We start from the raw sequence: 15,845 nt of genomic DNA, 5'->3' as shown, positions 1-15,845 counted from the left end.
GCCACCATAGCCGCCGCCCCAGCCGCCCCAACCCCAGCCGCCGCCACCGGAATACTGGGTCTGGTTATCGATATAGGCGAGGAACGAGTGACCTTCTGCCTGGTAATCCTTGGTCGGCACGCCAAACTGGCGAATGACGTCCACTTCAGACTTCCCGACCATCGAATCGAGAACCTTGCGCTGCTGCAGGGTAGGAACCTCACAGGCGGAAAGAGCCAGAAGAGCGACGACGGAAAGCAGCTTTGCCTTTTTCATTTTCTTTGTCCCCGGCTGTGTGACCAGCACAGATATGTTTCTTTCGTGAGACGTTCTAGCCCGTTTGGAGATAGAAACGGATTAAAAGTCCTGCAAGTTTCAAAACGGCTATGCCAACCACAAAATGTCACGGATTGCAGGCGCACCCGTCGCGAGCATGACGAGGCGATCAAACCCCAGCGCAATACCAGAACATGATGGCATATCTGGCAATGCCGTCAAAAAAGCTTCATCAAGCGGCCAGTCCTGATCGGGCGAAATATCGAGTCTTCGTTGCCGATCTGTAGCGAAACGTTCGCGCTGCTCCACAGGGTCAGTCAGTTCTTCGAACGCGTTCGCCAGCTCAATTCCGCCAATATACAACTCGAACCGCAATGCTGCGCGCGCATCTGACGGATCTTTGCGGGCAAGAGCCGCCTGTTCTGCGGGCCAGTGAGTCAGGAAAGTAGGCTTTTCACGACCGATAACAGGCTCGACACGCTCCAGAAGCAGGCGAAAAAAAAGATCTTCCCAAGTCTCACCATTTCTGAGCACCGCGCCCGCCTGTGTCGCGAGAGCTTCTGCATTCCCGGCTGTCGCCAGAAGATCTGCACCTACATATCGTGCAAAAGCATCCTGCATTGTCAGACGTTCAAACGGCACAGACAAGGGAATCAGTCTTCCGTCCCTATAGACCTGTTCCGGCAAAAGAGCCCTGACATAAGCCTCCGTCTCATCCATCAGGCCGGCAAGATCAGCTTCAGGCGCATACCATTCCAGCATCGTGAATTCCGGAACATGCGTGGAACTGCTCTCTCCATTGCGCCAGACCCGCGCTAGCTGGAAGATCGGCAGCCCCGTGGCCGCTACAATTCGTTTCATCGCAAATTCGGGGCTGGTATGCAGGAACCGTGCTTCACGGCCTCCATCAGGCTGTTCCAGCTCTGTCCGGAAACAGCGAAGATGCACTTCTTCCCCGGGGACCGGAACCGCGTAAGGCGTTTCCACATCCAGATAACCACGATCATCGAAAAATTTTCGCGTGGCCTGCACCATCGCAGCCCGGCGCCTGAGCAACGGCAGGCGTTCAGCAATCCGGTCATGATCGGACGAGGAATTGGTCATAAGGGAAGAGTTCCTGTTGCAACACACAGCCAGCCAGCGTTAGAGCCACCACATGCACGATATGGTCAAGACCACGAACAAGCGGCATGTGCTGCGCACACCATCTGATCTCATTCAGGCAGGTCTAGCTCCGGAAGCCGACAGAGCGACCCTTGATGCTGTCAGCGGCCACTTTGCGACAGCCATCCCACCTGCATTCCAAGCACTGATTGAAACCTCAGACGACCCTATCGGAAAGCAGGTCATCCCTGACATCCGGGAACTGACCACGCAGCTCTATGAAACCGTTGATCCGATTGGGGATGATGCACTGTCCCCCGTCAAAGGGATCGTACATCGTTACGAAGATCGTGCGCTTCTGAAGCCCCTGTTGATCTGCCCGCTTTACTGCCGTTTCTGCTTCCGTCGGGAGCATGTTGGTCCCGATGGTGGCCTTCTGACAGATAAAGAGCTTGAAAATGCGCTGGACTGGGTTCGGGGTCATCCCGCCATCCGCGAAATCATCCTGACGGGTGGTGACCCTTTGATGCTGGCGCCGCGCCGACTGAAACATATCGTTCAGGCCCTCTCGGCAATTCCGCATATTGAGACCATCCGTATTCATTCCCGTGTTCCCGTAGCAGACCCGGCCCGCATTACACCGGACCTGCTGGATGCCATGGAAACAGATCGCGCCATGTGGGTCGTTGCGCATATCAATCACGCACGGGAAATGACAGAAGACGCCCGCAAGGCAGTTCGCGCCATTCTTTCGCGCGCCATTCCGGTTCTGTCCCAGTCTGTTCTTTTAAGGGGGGTGAACGATACGGAAGCCTCTCTGGAGGCGCTTTTACGCGCACTCGTAACGGCACGCATCAAGCCCTATTACCTGCATCACCTCGACGCCGCGCCGGGAACCAGTCACTTTCAGGTTCCCGTTGAAGAAGGGCGTGCTTTGCTGGGCCGCCTTCGTGGACGCGTCACGGGCCTGGCATGGCCGACATATGTTCTCGACATTCCCCATGGCAAAGGGAAAGTCCCATTGGGGCCAGATTACCTGTTGCCTGGCGAGAAGGGCAAAGTCCGTACACCTCAAGGAGAAATTGCGGATTTTGAAGGTTAGGGCCTATCGCTCAGGCCATCGAAATCCTGACCTGATTCAGCCTTCAACTCTCACCGCCTCAACTGCGGACAAGCTCGCTCAACACGATAGAGCATTGCCCAATGACGAACTTTGGAGCTGCTTACCCAAAGAACTGGTACGCAGCCCCGAGCCCCAGCTTTATCCTTCTGTCTTCGGAAACAGATGCGTCGCATGTGTGACGGCGCCACCCGCACGGATAGCCGCGGCCACCAGAGCAATCTCTGAAAGCTGAGCGTCTGTTGCCCCTGCCTCACGCGCAGCCTTGGCATGAAGTTCAATACAATATGGGCACTGCGTAGTCAGCGCGACAGCAACCGCAGCGAGCTGCTTGGTCAGGGCACTGACAGTTCCGTCTTCAAATGCAGCGCGATCAAACTGCCAGAAAGCGTCCATCCCCTTGCTGGCGTTCGCTTCGAGATGGGAAATACGGGAAAGATTTTTCATGTCGTACATGAGAGCAAGCCCCTGAGTTATCCGTCCCCGCCTGCACGACAGGGCCATTGCGAGCATGAACCCCTCTCACTTTTCCTCCAAGAGCGACATCCTTCACACTTTCCTGAGTTATTCAGCCCACTCAGGCCGCCTTGCGCCTTGCCGAAATCCCCTTCACGGCGCTAGAAGCCCACAAGACGTGATAAGAAACCCACTATTGCAGGGTCAGGACAACACATGAAGCAACAAGCCAACCTTATCCGCGCCGGTCAGGTCATCGAGCACGATGGCCGTCGCTGGACGGTTCTCAAGCAGCAGATCATCACCCCGGGTAAGGGTGGCGCGTTTATTCAGGTTGAAATGCGTGACCTGAAGACGGGCAACAAGACGAACGAGCGCTGGCGCACCGCAGACACCGTTGAGCGCCTGATCACGGAAGACAAGGACTTCACCTATTCCTACATGGACGGTGAAAACATTGTTCTGATGGACCCGGAAACGTTCGAGCAGGTTATCCTGCCAACCGATATCCTGGGTGACCAGCTTCCGTTCCTGCAGGACAACATGGAACTGAGCGTCAAGCTTGTGGAAGGCGACGCCGTTGGCGTGACCCTACCGCCGCATGTCACGCTCGAAATCACCGAAGCCGACCCGGTCGTGAAAGGCCAGACAGCCTCATCGTCCTACAAGCCAGCCATGCTCGCCAATGGCGTGAAGACCATGGTTCCTCCTTTCATTGAAGCTGGCGAGCGCATCGTTGTCCGTACGGATGATGCGTCCTACGTCGAGCGCGCCAAGGACTGATCATGCGTCTTTCCCCGCACATGGCCGTCATGCAGAACGCAGCGCAGAAGGCCGCACGCCGCCTGCTCCGCGATTTTGCAGAGGTCGAGCAGCTTCAGGTCAGCATCAAGGGTCCGGGAGACTTCGTGTCCCAGGCCGACCTGCGTGCAGAAACCATCATCCGCGAAGAACTCGCCCGCGCACGTCCAGGCTATGCCTTCCTCATGGAAGAATCAGGCCCCTCGGGCGGGGATAACTGGACGTGGCGCTGGATTGTCGATCCGCTGGACGGCACGACGAACTTCCTGCACGGCATTCCGCACTGGGCCATTTCCATTGGCCTTCAGCGTCGCCTGCCGGATGGTACGGTCGAACTGGTCTCCGGGCTGGTTTACAATCCTGCTGCCAACGAAATGTTCTGGGCTGAGAAAGGCATCGGCGCATTCCTGAACGAGCGCCGCCTGCGCGTTTCCGCACGACGGAACATGCAGGAAGCCGTGTTCGCCACAGGTATCCCGTTCGCAAAGGTCCCCAGCAGCAAGCGTCTGCCCTTCGCGCGCGTTCTGGGTGCTCTCATGCCGCAGGTTGCAGGCATCCGTCGCTTCGGCGCCGCTGCCCTTGATCTCGCATGGGTCGCAGCTGGCCGTTACGAAGGTTACTGGGAATTCGGCATCAAGCCATGGGACTGCGCAGCAGGCCTGCTGATCGTTCGGGAAGCTGGTGGCCACGCCACTGATCCAGACGGACAGGAACTTCATGACCTCGACGACGACGTCAATGTTGTCGCCGGAAATGCCCAGCTTCATGGCACTCTGCGCGGTATCGTGCATGAGGCTTTGAACCGGGAGTAAGCAGAAGTCTCTCCTGCCCCATTGCGGGAGGATGGAACGCTCGGTTAGGATCGGCCCCCTATGTACAGGCCGATCCTAACCTCCCTCTCAGTGGCGGCCGTTCTGGCCTGCCTTCAGCCTTCTGGGGCGCATGCCCAGGTCACCAGCAATCTGGATGATCTTCCCAGTGGCAAACCGACTGCCGTTGCAAAACCTGCAGTCCCTTCCCAGACCACGCATCGAGCCGCAGCGACGCCTTCTCCGTCGCGGAGCACGGCTTCGCACAGCGCCTCGGCACCTACAGGTACAGGCAAAACGACGGTTCCTGCCGTTCCCGCTGCGCCGCCGCCACCTGTTGTGCTGCCGCCGCCTTTCGTCCCCATTCAGACGCATGCGCCCGCTCCACCGGTTGATATCAAGGCCGTTGCTGATGCGAAGAGCAGCACGACAACTCTGCCAGAGGGTGGACTGCGCGTGATTTTCGCGCCGTCGAGTTCAGATCTCACCGATGAGAGCCTCAAGGCCCTTACGGCCTATGGCGCCTCGCTCAAGGATCAGCCTGAAAAACGCATCATCCTGACAGCCTATGCCACTGTGCCAGGTGATGACATTTCAATGCCAAGGCGCATTTCCCTTGCACGAGCACTGGCTGTACGCTCCATTTTCATCAATGCTGGCGTCGCAACCACACGCCTGTATCCCCGCGCCATGGGACGTCCGGACAAGGGCGATGCCAATCCGGCTGACCGTCTCGATATCGTCACTGAGCAAAATCCGTCACCTTCCGATTCCGCAACCCCGGCAAACGGCACGCCATAAGCCAGGAAAGACCCGCCGTGACCCGTCCCACCACCTTCCTTCTGCGTATGGGCGTCTTTCTCGCCGCCGTTGCGCTTCTCGCAGCGTCTATGGCCAAGACGCTCCTGAACGCCTTCAATGCCAACCCGAAGCTGGATGCCGTCATTCTGGGCGTTCTGATTCTGGGAATTATCTGGAACCTCCGCGTCGTCCAGCGGCTCATGCCGGAAGTTCGCTGGGTGGAAATGCTCCGCCAGCCCCGCGCTGGACTTGCAGCTCCAAACCCGCCCAAACTGCTCGCCCCCATGGCAAGCATGCTCGCAGCACGCAGTCGCACGGACCGCCTGACCCTCTCGACCCAGACAACCCAGGCCATGCTGGACAGTCTCTCGTCCCGATTGGATGAGAGCCGCGAAATTTCGCGTTATATGACGCAGTTGCTGATTTTCCTGGGACTTCTCGGCACCTTCTACGGTCTGCTTCTGACGGTGAGCTCCATCGCCTCCGTGATCGGTGGAATGTCAGCGGGTAATGGCGATCTGGACGCCATGTTCAACCAGCTCAAGACAGGCCTTGCCGGTCCATTGGCTGGTATGTCGACCGCATTCTCGGGCTCCATGTTCGGCCTGGCAGGAGCGCTGGTTCTTGGCTTCCTGGATCTGACAGCCGGTCAGGCACAAAGCCGCTTCTTCAATGAGCTGGAAGAATGGCTTGCGGGCGTTACACGCGTCAGCGGCGGCACAAGCATTGAGAGCGACGGGGCTCCAATCCCAGCCTATGTGCAGGCCCTGCTCGAACAGACAGCGGAAAATCTGGAAACGCTTCAGAACGCCGTTTCCCGCAGTGAAGAAGCCCGCGTGCGGGAGGTTCAGTTACTGGATAGCCTGCAGGAGCGTCTGCGCGGCATGACTGAACTCCTGAAAGCCAATCAGCAGATCATGACACGCACGGCTGAGACGAATGCAGCTCTCGTTCCACTCCTTCGCCAGATGGGTGAAGAGGGTCAACCGGGCTCGCAAGGCACGCCGCTTCTTCGGATTGAGAGCCATCTTTCCCGTCTCGTTGAAGAACTGCATCAAGGTCGCGCCCAAACCGTCGGTGAAATTCGCAATGACCTGCGGGTTCTCGCTCGGACCATCGCTGCGGCCTCCGGCACCACAAACGGCACTTCCAGCAGGCAGGACTGACCATGGCCCGGCGCAGACGCGGACCCAACAACGCCCTGGATGCCTGGCCCGGCTATGTGGACGCTCTGTCCACACTGCTGATGGTCGTCACGTTCGTTCTTCTGGTCTTTGTGGTGGGACAACAGTTTTTGTCTGTCGCCCTGATGCGACGCGAGCACACACTCGACGCTTTGCAGAAGCAGATGGCTGAGCTGTCACACATGCTCTCCATGACGGAAGACAAGAACCAGTCCCTGAATGCGACGGTCGCCAGCCTGGCCAATGACAAGCAAAAGAACGAAGACCAGCTTAAGGCTTTGGCCGGACAGATGGCTCTTCTGAATGGCCAGCTTCAGTCTAAAGATCAGGCCCTTGCCTCTGCTGACAGCGCAAGCCAGCAGCAGAACAGCAAAATCTCGGACCTACAGGCTCAGATCGAAGAGCTGACACGCCAGCTTCAGGCCATCAGTAATGCCCTCGATATCGAGAAAAAGAACGAGCAGGCCAAAGACACGCAGATTCAGGATCTTGGAAACAAGCTGAACGTCGCCTTGGCCGACAAAGTGAACCAACTCAAACGATATCGCTCGGAGTTCTTTGGTCGCCTGCGTGATATCCTGAAGAACCAGAAGGGCGTGAACGTCGTAGGAGACCGGTTTGTCTTTCAGTCAGAAATTCTTTTCCCTCAGGGCAGCGCTGACCTGACCACTGAAGGCAAAAAAGAAATCACCACTCTGGCAAAGACGTTCAAACAGGTCTCTTCAACCATTCCAGCAGATATCCCATGGATTCTGCGCATTGACGGCCATGCAGACAGACAGCCCATTCACAGCGCTTTTCCGAGCAACTGGGAGCTGTCCTCTGAACGAGCCATCACTGTTGTAAAACTTCTGATTGCCGAGGGTGTGGACCCGCACCATCTGGCAGCAACAGGGTTTGCAGACTTCCAGCCGCTTGACGCAGCCAGTACCCCGGCGGCATACGCCCGCAACCGCAGGATCGAGTTCCGTCTGACGGATCGCTGATTCCCCTTGCCTGCCTTTTCACGAAGGCAGGCTTTTCCGCAGGTCTGCTGACATTCCTGCGATAATCCCGTATGTAACCTGCCATGACCGAAACCCCGCTCTCCCTCATTCGCAATTTCTCGATCATTGCGCATATCGACCACGGTAAATCGACGCTTGCAGACCGCCTGATCCAGGCCTGTGGCGCTCTCACGGCCCGTGAGATGAAAGCTCAGGTCCTCGATTCGATGGAGCTGGAGCAGGAGCGCGGCATTACCATCAAGGCACAGACGGTTCGTCTGACGTACCCGGCCAAAGATGGGAACATCTACACGCTGAACCTCATGGACACGCCGGGCCACGTTGACTTTGCATACGAAGTCAGTCGCTCGCTTGCCGCCTGTGAGGGGTCACTGCTGGTTGTGGATGCGTCCCAAGGCGTGGAAGCCCAGACTCTGGCAAACGTCTATCAGGCGATCGACGCGAACCACGAAATCGTGCCAGTCCTGAACAAGATCGACCTTCCGGCAGCCGAGCCGGAGCGTGTTCGCACGCAGATCGAAGAGGTCATTGGCATCCCGGCAGATGACGCTGTGGAAATCAGCGCCAAAACCGGCATTAACATCGAAGGCGTCCTCGAGGCACTTGTAACGCGTCTGCCTGCGCCGAAGGGTGACCGTTCAGCACCGCTTCAGGCTCTTCTGGTGGATAGCTGGTACGATGCCTACCTCGGCGTCATCATTCTGATCCGCGTCATGAATGGCACCGTCAAGCGCGGTGACCGCATTCGTATGATGCAGGCCGGATCGACCTATCACGTTGATCAGGTCGGTGTGTTCCTTCCCAAGATGACCAACGTGGATGAGCTTGGCCCAGGTGAGATGGGCTTCATTAATGCAGCCATCAAAACCGTTGCGGACGTCGCGGTCGGTGACACAATTACCCTTGATCGCAAGCCGGCCGAAAAGGCGCTTGCAGGCTTCAAACCTTCCATCCCTGTGGTGTGGTGCGGCCTCTTCCCGATCGACGCTGACGACTTCGAGAAGCTGCGTGACAGCCTCGGAAAGCTTCGTCTGAACGATGCGTCTTTCCACTTCGAAGCAGAAAGCTCTGCGGCTCTGGGCTTCGGCTTCCGCTGCGGCTTCCTCGGACTGCTTCATCTGGAGATCATCCAGGAACGCCTCTCCCGCGAATTCAATCTGGATCTGATCGCCACCGCGCCGTCTGTCGTCTATCGCATGACGCTGACGAACGGCACGAAGGAAGAACTGCATAATCCTGCAGACATGCCGGATCCCGCCCAAATCGAAACCATTGAAGAGCCCTGGATCAAGGCTACGATCATGGTTCAGGATGAATATCTGGGTTCCGTGCTGACACTCTGTTCAGAACGTCGCGGTATTCAGGTCGATCTCACGTATGTCGGCAACCGTGCGATGGCCGTCTATCGTCTTCCGCTCAATGAAGTTGTGTTTGACTTCTATGATCGTCTGAAATCCCTGACCCGCGGATATGCGTCCTTCGACTATCAGGTTGATGGATACGAAGAGAGCGACCTGGTCCGCATTTCCATTCTGGTCAATCATGAGCCAGTGGATGCGCTGTCCTTTGTTGCCCACCGCACCGTAGCTGAGACACGCGGTCGTGCAATTTGCGGCAAGCTCAAGGATCTAATCCCCAAGCAGCTCTTCAAGATCGCCATTCAGGCCGCCATTGGCTCCAAGGTCATCGCCCGTGAAACCATTGGCGCGCTCTCCAAGGATGTGACGGCGAAATGCTATGGTGGTGACATCTCCCGTAAGCGCAAACTTCTGGACAAGCAGAAAGAGGGCAAGAAGCGGATGAGACAGTTTGGTAAGGTCGAAATTCCGCAGAGCGCCTTCCTCGCAGCCCTCAAAATGGACTGACCCAGCATTATGTCCAAAACAGCCGCTGTCCTGTTCGTCCATAACGAGGCCGACAACATCGGCTGGTGGCTCAGTCACCATGCCACGATTGGGTTCTCTACCCTGATCGTCTGCGACGACCACTCTACTGACGGCACCTGGACAATTCTTTCCAATGCCGCTTCGTTTTACGATATTCGCCTTCAGCGATCGGACAAAACCATTTCCGATCGCCTGGAGCGCCAGACAGCCTTCCAGAAAGCTATTTTCGAAAACGGTCGTCATGAATTCGACTGGATGATGATTCTGGCCGCAGACGAATATCTCCATCTGGAACACGCCTCGTCTCTGCATGACTTCCTCTCTGCTTCAGAAGGGCAGAGCATTCCGGTAAACTGGTGTCTGTTTGGCTCGAATGGGCATGAAGTCCCTTCGCCTTTTGCGCCAAGCGAGGCCTTCACGCATCATGCTCTACTGGGAACCGCTGATCACAGAGTAACGCGAGCCCTCTTTCCAATGACACGGTTCGAAGGTGCCTTACCTGATCCTTTCGAACGCGTCAGTTCTCACGCGGACTGGTCTCAGGCTCGAGTTCTCCATTACGCCGCAGGCGATCGTCAGAGTTTTTTTCAGCGCAATCCGGGTGAAGTAGCAGAAGAAGCTTGGAAACACTTCAATCGTAATGATGCTGTGGAGACAGGCCCGCAACGCTGGCTTTCTGAAACGCGTCGAATTGCCGCCGCGCTTGTTCAGTCAGGCTTAACGGACCTGTACTGGCGCCTTCGGCAGACTGTGGTTCAGCATGATGAGGCGACGCTGGAAAAGCTGGGCCTTATGGCATCTGATCTCGTGGCGGGAGACGAGAGCACATTTTCTGATTTTCAGTTTTATGCTTTCGGTGAGACGCAGCCGTTCGTACTGGATCTTCACTCAGAAAAACTTATTGCTCTTCAGGTAACTGATCTCGACCCGACCCGGCATGTCCGCATGATACTCGCAGTCGAGGTCAGTGCAGCATCTCCATGTCCGGCTTTCTTATTCCCTGAACGCCCATGCCCAGCCCCATGTCTGAGTATCGCAGGGTCGCCGTCACTTCTGGCTGCCCTTCCCTTGCGCTTCAATCAGGCAGACCAGCGCATTACTTCTGCGATTACAGGACAAAGCGTCCATATTGAGACGCCCGACCCCACCCTGGTTTCCCAGGAGGCTACCTCCGAGCTTTACGCCCGCCTCACCGCATTGATGGTGCTCAGCCAAGGCGGCCACACGCTGGATGCGCTGCTTCGAGGCATTGAAAGACTCTCTGCCCCCGATGCAACTGCACTGGGGTGTGCAATTGCCATGCTCTCTCCCGCAGAGGCAGCGCGGCTGGCCCTCGCATTCCCAGGGCTTGTTCCGTTGAGCGTCCGGCCTGTCAGCCCGTAACGGCCGCTTTTCGAAACAGATCAAACGTTGACGTTACGCCGTCCATAACTGCGGCGCGATAAGCGGCATCTCCATCGGAAAGCCGCTCCCGTAGAATCTGAAGGAATGCGGGCCAGCCACCTTTCTCATGAGCTGCCGACAAATATTCCCTTGGCAGCCTGTCCCCCACCTGAGCTGACAGCATCTTGCCACCAAGCCGGGATCCTTCCAGCACATAAAGAGCGCCCAGAGCGCCTCCTGAAGCTTCAGGAGGCTGCCAATCAAGTGCCATGGGCAGAGCGTGGCCAAGAGCCTTCAAATCCCGCCGTAAAAGGTCAGTGCGGCCCTGCCAGCTCGGCAACCCATGCTGAGTGGCAAGCCAATGCTCCACAACAGGCAACACCTTCGCATGCGCCTGCAGAAACGCACCATAAGATTCCGGGTCTGACAGACTGAAGCGCGAGTACGCCTGATCGACCTGTTCGTGCACAGCGCGACTGACCTGGCGCAAGGCTGTCAGAGGATCATGCTCTGCTCTGATATCGTTCAAGGTCTCACTCATTTTCCACGCTCTTCATGTCTTCAGGCGCAACTGGGTCGGCTGCAAATCGTATTCATACCAATGCAGTCATATTTCTTCTTCGGCCAGATGTTTCGTGATGTGGAGTTTCAATGATGAGTGATGCCTCGTCCCAAAAGGTTCGTCGCAAGCATCCTGTGTTGAGAATAACAGGAGCTCTTGTCGGTGCCCTAGCCATTGCCATCATTGTTCTGGTGCTCATCTGGCAGTGGGACTGGTTCGTCCCCCTCATTAATCGCAAGGCCTCGGCAGCACTTCATCGCCCGGTCAGCATTGCTCATCTTCACGTTTCACCTGGCCTGCGCACCAGCGTCACGGTCGATGAGCTGAAAATTTCCCAACCCGAAGGCTTTGAGAAAGAAAAGGCTGATTTTGCGTCTGCCAAATCCCTGACAGTTAAAGTAGATGTCTGGCGCTACCTGACCGGACGTGGCCTCTTCATCCCGGTAATCCGCATGGATACGCCGAGAGGGGACATTATTTCCCTGATGAACGGCCGTAACAATTATACGTTCGGCGACACATCCAAAGATAACCAATCGGCCTCATCCTCAAGCACAACAACGCTACCGGATCTCGGCGAAATCGACATCCAGAATGCGGACATTCATCTGGCACTTGCTCAGTTGAAAACCGATATGCACGTGCTTGTTCACACGACGCCAGCTCAGGCCAATCAAAAAGGCAATGTCGTCGTTGATCTTAAAGGACGTTACGCTCAGGCGCCTATCAACGGCCATATTGTCGGGGGGGCTTTGCTCTCTCTGACCAAACCTGCTGAGCCCTATCCCATTGATGGCCGCATCGCCAATGGCCCAACTTATGTGACCCTTAAGGGCACGGTCGACGACCCTCTGCACTTCAAAGGAACAAAGCTCGCCCTTCATTTTGCCGGCCCGGACATGTCTTTGCTTTACGGCCTGACAGGTGTTCCTGTGCCACATACTCCGGCCTACAGCATCACCGGCAACCTCGGATATTCCGAAAATGCCATTCGTTTCCAGAAATTCGAAGGCAGGATGGGATCGTCTGACATTGGCGGAGACATCAACGTCAATCCCCACCTGAAACCACCGTTCGTTGAGGCCGCCCTTCATTCACGCTCGGTCGATCTGGCCGATCTTGGCGGTTTCATTGGCGCGAAAACAGGGGAAGCAAAGAAGACTGCTCCTCCGAGCAAAAGTGTTTTGCCAGACCAGAAAATCAATGTTCCCAAGCTGAATGCTGTGAATGCACACGTGACCTATCACGGTGATCATATTCGCAACAAAGACCTGCCGCTGGACAACATTGATACCGAATTCGAGGTCAAGGATGGCGCTATCGACCTGAAGCACCTGACTTTTGCGACAGGCTCCGGGAAAATCAGCGCCGCTGCGACACTGGAACCGACAAAAAATGAACAGTTCCGGACCAGGTTCCGCCTTGATGTCTCTCGCCTTCCCCTCTCGCAGATCATGAAAGCAACAGACACCTTCAAAGGTGAAGGAACGATCGGCGGCCACGTCACACTGACATCAACAGGCAACTCCGTCGCGTCGCTGGTCGCGAACGGCGATGGCGGAACCACACTAGTGCTGGATCGAGGCGGAGACGTCACCGCTCTTCTCCCGGACCTGCTCGGACTGAAGCTCGGATCCGCAGTTTTGTCTGCCCTCGGCATTCCCGACAGGTCAAAGCTCGAATGCCTCGTCGCTGATATGCCCCTCGACAACGGCATTCTGAAAACCAAGTCTCTCCTTCTCCAGACTGAAACTACTCGCACAACCGGAACAGGAACCGTCAATTTCCGCAACGACACCCTTGATTATGCTGTCACCACCCGCTCAATTCATCCTCAGATTCTGTCCCTTCCAGGTGCCGTTCACATTTTTGGTCCCTTGAGTGGACCCAACATTCTACCTGGCGCAGAACTGGTAGGACGTGTTGCAGCCTCTGTAGGCCTCGGTGTTCTCTTTCCTCCTGCTGCGCTGATCCCCACCATTCAGCTCGGGGTCGGAGAAGGCTCAGCCTGTGAGCGTGCCGTGCGAGAAGCCAATACCAACCCGGCAGCGGGCATTGCGCCAGGAAGTACGACAGGCGGCGGGACGAGCAGCGTGCCACATCCTGCAAAATCGACATCTTCTGGCAAGCCTGCGAAGCGCCTGACACCCGCTCAGGTCAAGAAAGCATGGGCTCAAAAAACGAACCCGAAATGAAAAATCACTAAGGCCCCATGGCGGAATGAACTTTTTTCACTATAGCTGAGCAAAATTTTCATTCCCGCCGGAGTGCCTGATCGTTGCTGTCCACACTCGACCGCTGGTTTCATATTTCCGCCCGCGGCTCCACCGTTCCGCGTGAGATCATCGCTGGCCTGACGGTTTTCGGGGCTATGGCCTATATCGTTGCTGTCAATCCAGCCATTCTCTCTACGGTGGGCCTCGATCGCCACGACATGGTTATGACCACGATCGCAGGTGCGGTCGCTGGCACATTGCTGATGGCTCTTTGGGCGAAACTGCCCATCGCCTTAGCCCCAGCCATGAGCAGCAACGTTTTGTTCGCGCAGGTTGTCGTTCAGCAGGCCCATGTGAACCCACGGACCGCCTTTACGGTCGTGCTTTTCAGCGGCCTATGCTTCACAGCGCTTTCCCTCAGTCAGATACGCCAGCGTATTATCCGCGGGTTTCCGCCTTCAATTGTGCTAGGCATTCAAGTCGCGCTGGGTGCCTTCATCGCACGCATCGGCCTCACCACCAGTGGCATTGCTGTCCCGACCGCTCAAGGGCTGACGTTCGGTTCTCTGAGTGATCCGTCCGTTATTCTCAGCCTAGCTGGCGTGCTTCTCTGTGCCGTTCTCGTGGTTCTGAGAGTACCCGCCGGGCTTCTTCTGGCGATTCTGACACTGACTGTGGCAGGCCTGTTCATTCATACCGATAAGGGCGCAATCACGACCCTGCCCACGCATATGGTGGACTGGCCGCATTATCCCACCAATCTGTTTCTTCCTTTTGATTTTGCAGGTTTTTTCTCCCACCTCGGCCTTCTCGTTCCCATCACGCTCTACTTCCTCATCAGTGACTTCTTTGATGCGACAGCAACGATGATGAGTGTTGCCCATCGTGCAGGTCTGGATGGAACGCCCGAGAAACCGGCACTGGATCATCGTGCTTTTGCATCTGACGGCGCAGCCAGCATCATTGGGGCCAGCCTCGGGACGTGTACGGTTTCGGCCTATGTCGAAAGCCTTGCAGGTGTCGAAGCTGGAGGCCGAACCGGCCTGAGCGCACTGATCGTCGCCCTGCTTTTCGCAGCTTCCTCCATTTTCTGGCCACTGATTACCGCTATCCCGGCCATCGCGACGGCGCCCGTTCTCGTCTTGGTCGGCCTCAATATGCTTGGCAGCCTCCACCGCGTGGCATCCAACCCGTCCGATGCTATTCCGCCCCTCACGATGCTGCTCATCGCCGGGATCACCGGAAACTTCATGCTCAGCCTGTCCTGCGGCTTGCTGCTTTATACGGGATTGGCCCTCGCATTGCGGGACTTCAAACGCCTTACGCCAATTGTGCTCGGCCTCGATGCTGCGTTTCTTTTTTATATGGTTCTGCAAAGTCACATGGGCGGCTAACAAACTTTGACCGCTCAGTTTTAAGCCTTTCTTAAGGGGAGATAGAACACTATCTCCCCATGAACGCAGCCCCACACGTCTTCATTGCGACACCCTGCTTTGGTGGAACAGTCACCCAAGCATACATGCAGTCCATTATCAGCTGCATGAGTGAAGCACCTTCTCACAATATTCGCCTGACGCTTTCGACACTAGGAAGCGACGCCTTGATTACACGGGCACGCAATACGCTTCTTCACCAATTCATAACCCAAACAGACGCTACACACCTGTTATTTGCAGACAGTGATATTGGTTTTTCGTTTGCAGATATCCAAGCACTTCTAAACGCAGACAAGCCGGTTATCGGCGGAGCCTACCCGCTCAAATCTCACTATTGGGACCATAATACCCAGAGGTTCATGAGCAAAGGCGAACCCCCGGAGAGCGCCAGCCTACGCTATGTTGGCGACTGCTCTGCGCTGTATGACACTTCACCGCCAGACGAAATTGCTTCCGTTTCTTACATCGGAACTGGCTTCATGCTGCTGACACGCGCCACAATCAGCCAGATGATGAGCGCCTATCCTGAGACCGAATACGAGCGCATCGATGCTCAACAAAGTGGCCATCTCACCGATCATTCGGTCCCACAGAAGCCTTTTGCCTTGTTTGACTGCATGATTGACCCGGAGACGAGGACATATCTCTCCGAAGACTTCGCGTTTTGTCGTCGATGGCTCAAAATCGGCGGAAGCGTCTGGCTTCATCGGGGACTGCGCCTGTCCCATACTGGTCCTGCGACGTTCCAGGGCAATCCCCAAAACAGGCTTTTCGCGCTTCGTTAAATACCCATAAAAATCAGATTAAATAATTGGCATATTCAGC

The 15,845-nt window shown here is 56.4% G+C and carries 15 protein-coding genes; 11 read left to right on the top strand and 4 right to left on the bottom strand.

The window, feature by feature from the left end:
- Together KP708_RS11335 and epmA are read right to left on the bottom strand one after the other, a co-directional pair.
- The coding region (locus KP708_RS11335; RefSeq protein WP_215757182.1) for a hypothetical protein at nt 1-255 on the bottom strand (255 nt) is incomplete at its 3' end.
- Between the two features lie 108 nt (nt 256-363).
- Nucleotides 364-1,359 (bottom strand): EF-P lysine aminoacylase EpmA, encoded by a 996-nt coding sequence (epmA, locus tag KP708_RS11330; protein ID WP_215750785.1) that lies wholly within the window; start codon nt 1,357-1,359, stop codon nt 364-366.
- Between the two features lie 52 nt (nt 1,360-1,411).
- Between epmA and KP708_RS11325 the strand changes: the two genes are divergently transcribed.
- Nucleotides 1,412-2,461: a lysine-2,3-aminomutase-like protein gene (locus KP708_RS11325; RefSeq protein ID WP_215750784.1), complete on the top strand. Its 1,050-nt coding sequence runs from the start codon at nt 1,412-1,414 to the stop codon at nt 2,459-2,461.
- Nucleotides 2,462-2,620: 159 nt separating this feature from the next.
- Here the strand turns inward: KP708_RS11325 and KP708_RS11320 are convergent, their stop codons facing one another.
- The gene (locus KP708_RS11320; RefSeq protein ID WP_046901305.1) at nt 2,621-2,935 is read right to left on the bottom strand and encodes a carboxymuconolactone decarboxylase family protein; all 315 of its coding nucleotides are present in this window, start codon (nt 2,933-2,935) and stop codon (nt 2,621-2,623) included.
- A 216-nt stretch (nt 2,936-3,151) separates the two neighbouring features.
- Here KP708_RS11320 and efp point away from each other — a divergent pair, with 216 nt between their 5' ends.
- From efp to KP708_RS11285, 7 genes are all read left to right on the top strand, one after another.
- Nucleotides 3,152-3,718 (top strand): elongation factor P, encoded by a 567-nt coding sequence (gene efp / locus KP708_RS11315; protein WP_046901304.1) that lies wholly within the window; start codon nt 3,152-3,154, stop codon nt 3,716-3,718.
- Nucleotides 3,719-3,720: 2 nt separating this feature from the next.
- The gene (locus KP708_RS11310) at nt 3,721-4,548 is read left to right on the top strand and encodes an inositol monophosphatase family protein (protein WP_064274968.1); all 828 of its coding nucleotides are present in this window, start codon (nt 3,721-3,723) and stop codon (nt 4,546-4,548) included.
- 60 nt (nt 4,549-4,608) lie between these two features.
- Entirely contained in the window at nt 4,609-5,346 is a 738-nt protein-coding gene (locus tag KP708_RS11305; protein ID WP_215750783.1) for an OmpA family protein, read from the top strand.
- A 17-nt stretch (nt 5,347-5,363) separates the two neighbouring features.
- On the top strand, nt 5,364-6,512 hold the full coding sequence (locus KP708_RS11300; protein ID WP_046901302.1) for a hypothetical protein: 1,149 nt from the start codon (nt 5,364-5,366) through the stop codon (nt 6,510-6,512).
- A 2-nt stretch (nt 6,513-6,514) separates the two neighbouring features.
- Complete coding sequence (locus tag KP708_RS11295) at nt 6,515-7,516, top strand: peptidoglycan -binding protein (RefSeq protein WP_215750782.1); 1,002 nt, start codon at nt 6,515-6,517, stop codon at nt 7,514-7,516.
- An 83-nt stretch (nt 7,517-7,599) separates the two neighbouring features.
- On the top strand, nt 7,600-9,402 hold the full coding sequence (gene lepA, locus KP708_RS11290) for a translation elongation factor 4 (RefSeq protein ID WP_086633035.1): 1,803 nt from the start codon (nt 7,600-7,602) through the stop codon (nt 9,400-9,402).
- A 9-nt stretch (nt 9,403-9,411) separates the two neighbouring features.
- Nucleotides 9,412-10,806, top strand: a complete 1,395-nt coding sequence (locus KP708_RS11285) for a glycosyltransferase family 2 protein (RefSeq protein WP_215750781.1) — start codon at nt 9,412-9,414, stop codon at nt 10,804-10,806.
- Here the strand turns inward: KP708_RS11285 and KP708_RS11280 are convergent.
- Nucleotides 10,796-11,347, bottom strand: a complete 552-nt coding sequence (locus KP708_RS11280) for a biliverdin-producing heme oxygenase (RefSeq protein WP_215750780.1) — start codon at nt 11,345-11,347, stop codon at nt 10,796-10,798. The two genes, KP708_RS11285 and KP708_RS11280, sit on opposite strands and share 11 nt — an antisense overlap.
- A gap of 113 nt (nt 11,348-11,460) precedes the next feature.
- Between KP708_RS11280 and KP708_RS11275 the strand changes: the two genes are divergently transcribed.
- The 3 genes from KP708_RS11275 to KP708_RS11265 all read left to right on the top strand — a co-directional run bounded on the left by KP708_RS11275 (nt 11,461) and on the right by KP708_RS11265 (nt 15,805).
- The gene (locus KP708_RS11275; RefSeq protein ID WP_371822761.1) at nt 11,461-13,563 is read left to right on the top strand and encodes an AsmA family protein; all 2,103 of its coding nucleotides are present in this window, start codon (nt 11,461-11,463) and stop codon (nt 13,561-13,563) included.
- Nucleotides 13,564-13,646: 83 nt separating this feature from the next.
- Nucleotides 13,647-14,978, top strand: a complete 1,332-nt coding sequence (locus tag KP708_RS11270; RefSeq protein WP_215750778.1) for an NCS2 family permease — start codon at nt 13,647-13,649, stop codon at nt 14,976-14,978.
- A 59-nt stretch (nt 14,979-15,037) separates the two neighbouring features.
- Nucleotides 15,038-15,805, top strand: a complete 768-nt coding sequence (locus KP708_RS11265) for a hypothetical protein (protein WP_215750777.1) — start codon at nt 15,038-15,040, stop codon at nt 15,803-15,805.
- Nucleotides 15,806-15,845 lie beyond the last annotated feature (40 nt).

It is taken from the genome of Gluconobacter sp. P5H9_a (assembly GCF_018812085.1).
GTDB lineage: Bacteria > Pseudomonadota > Alphaproteobacteria > Acetobacterales > Acetobacteraceae > Gluconobacter.
Note: the sequence above shows the minus strand (reverse complement) of the source record. Positions and strands in the feature narration are given on the sequence as shown.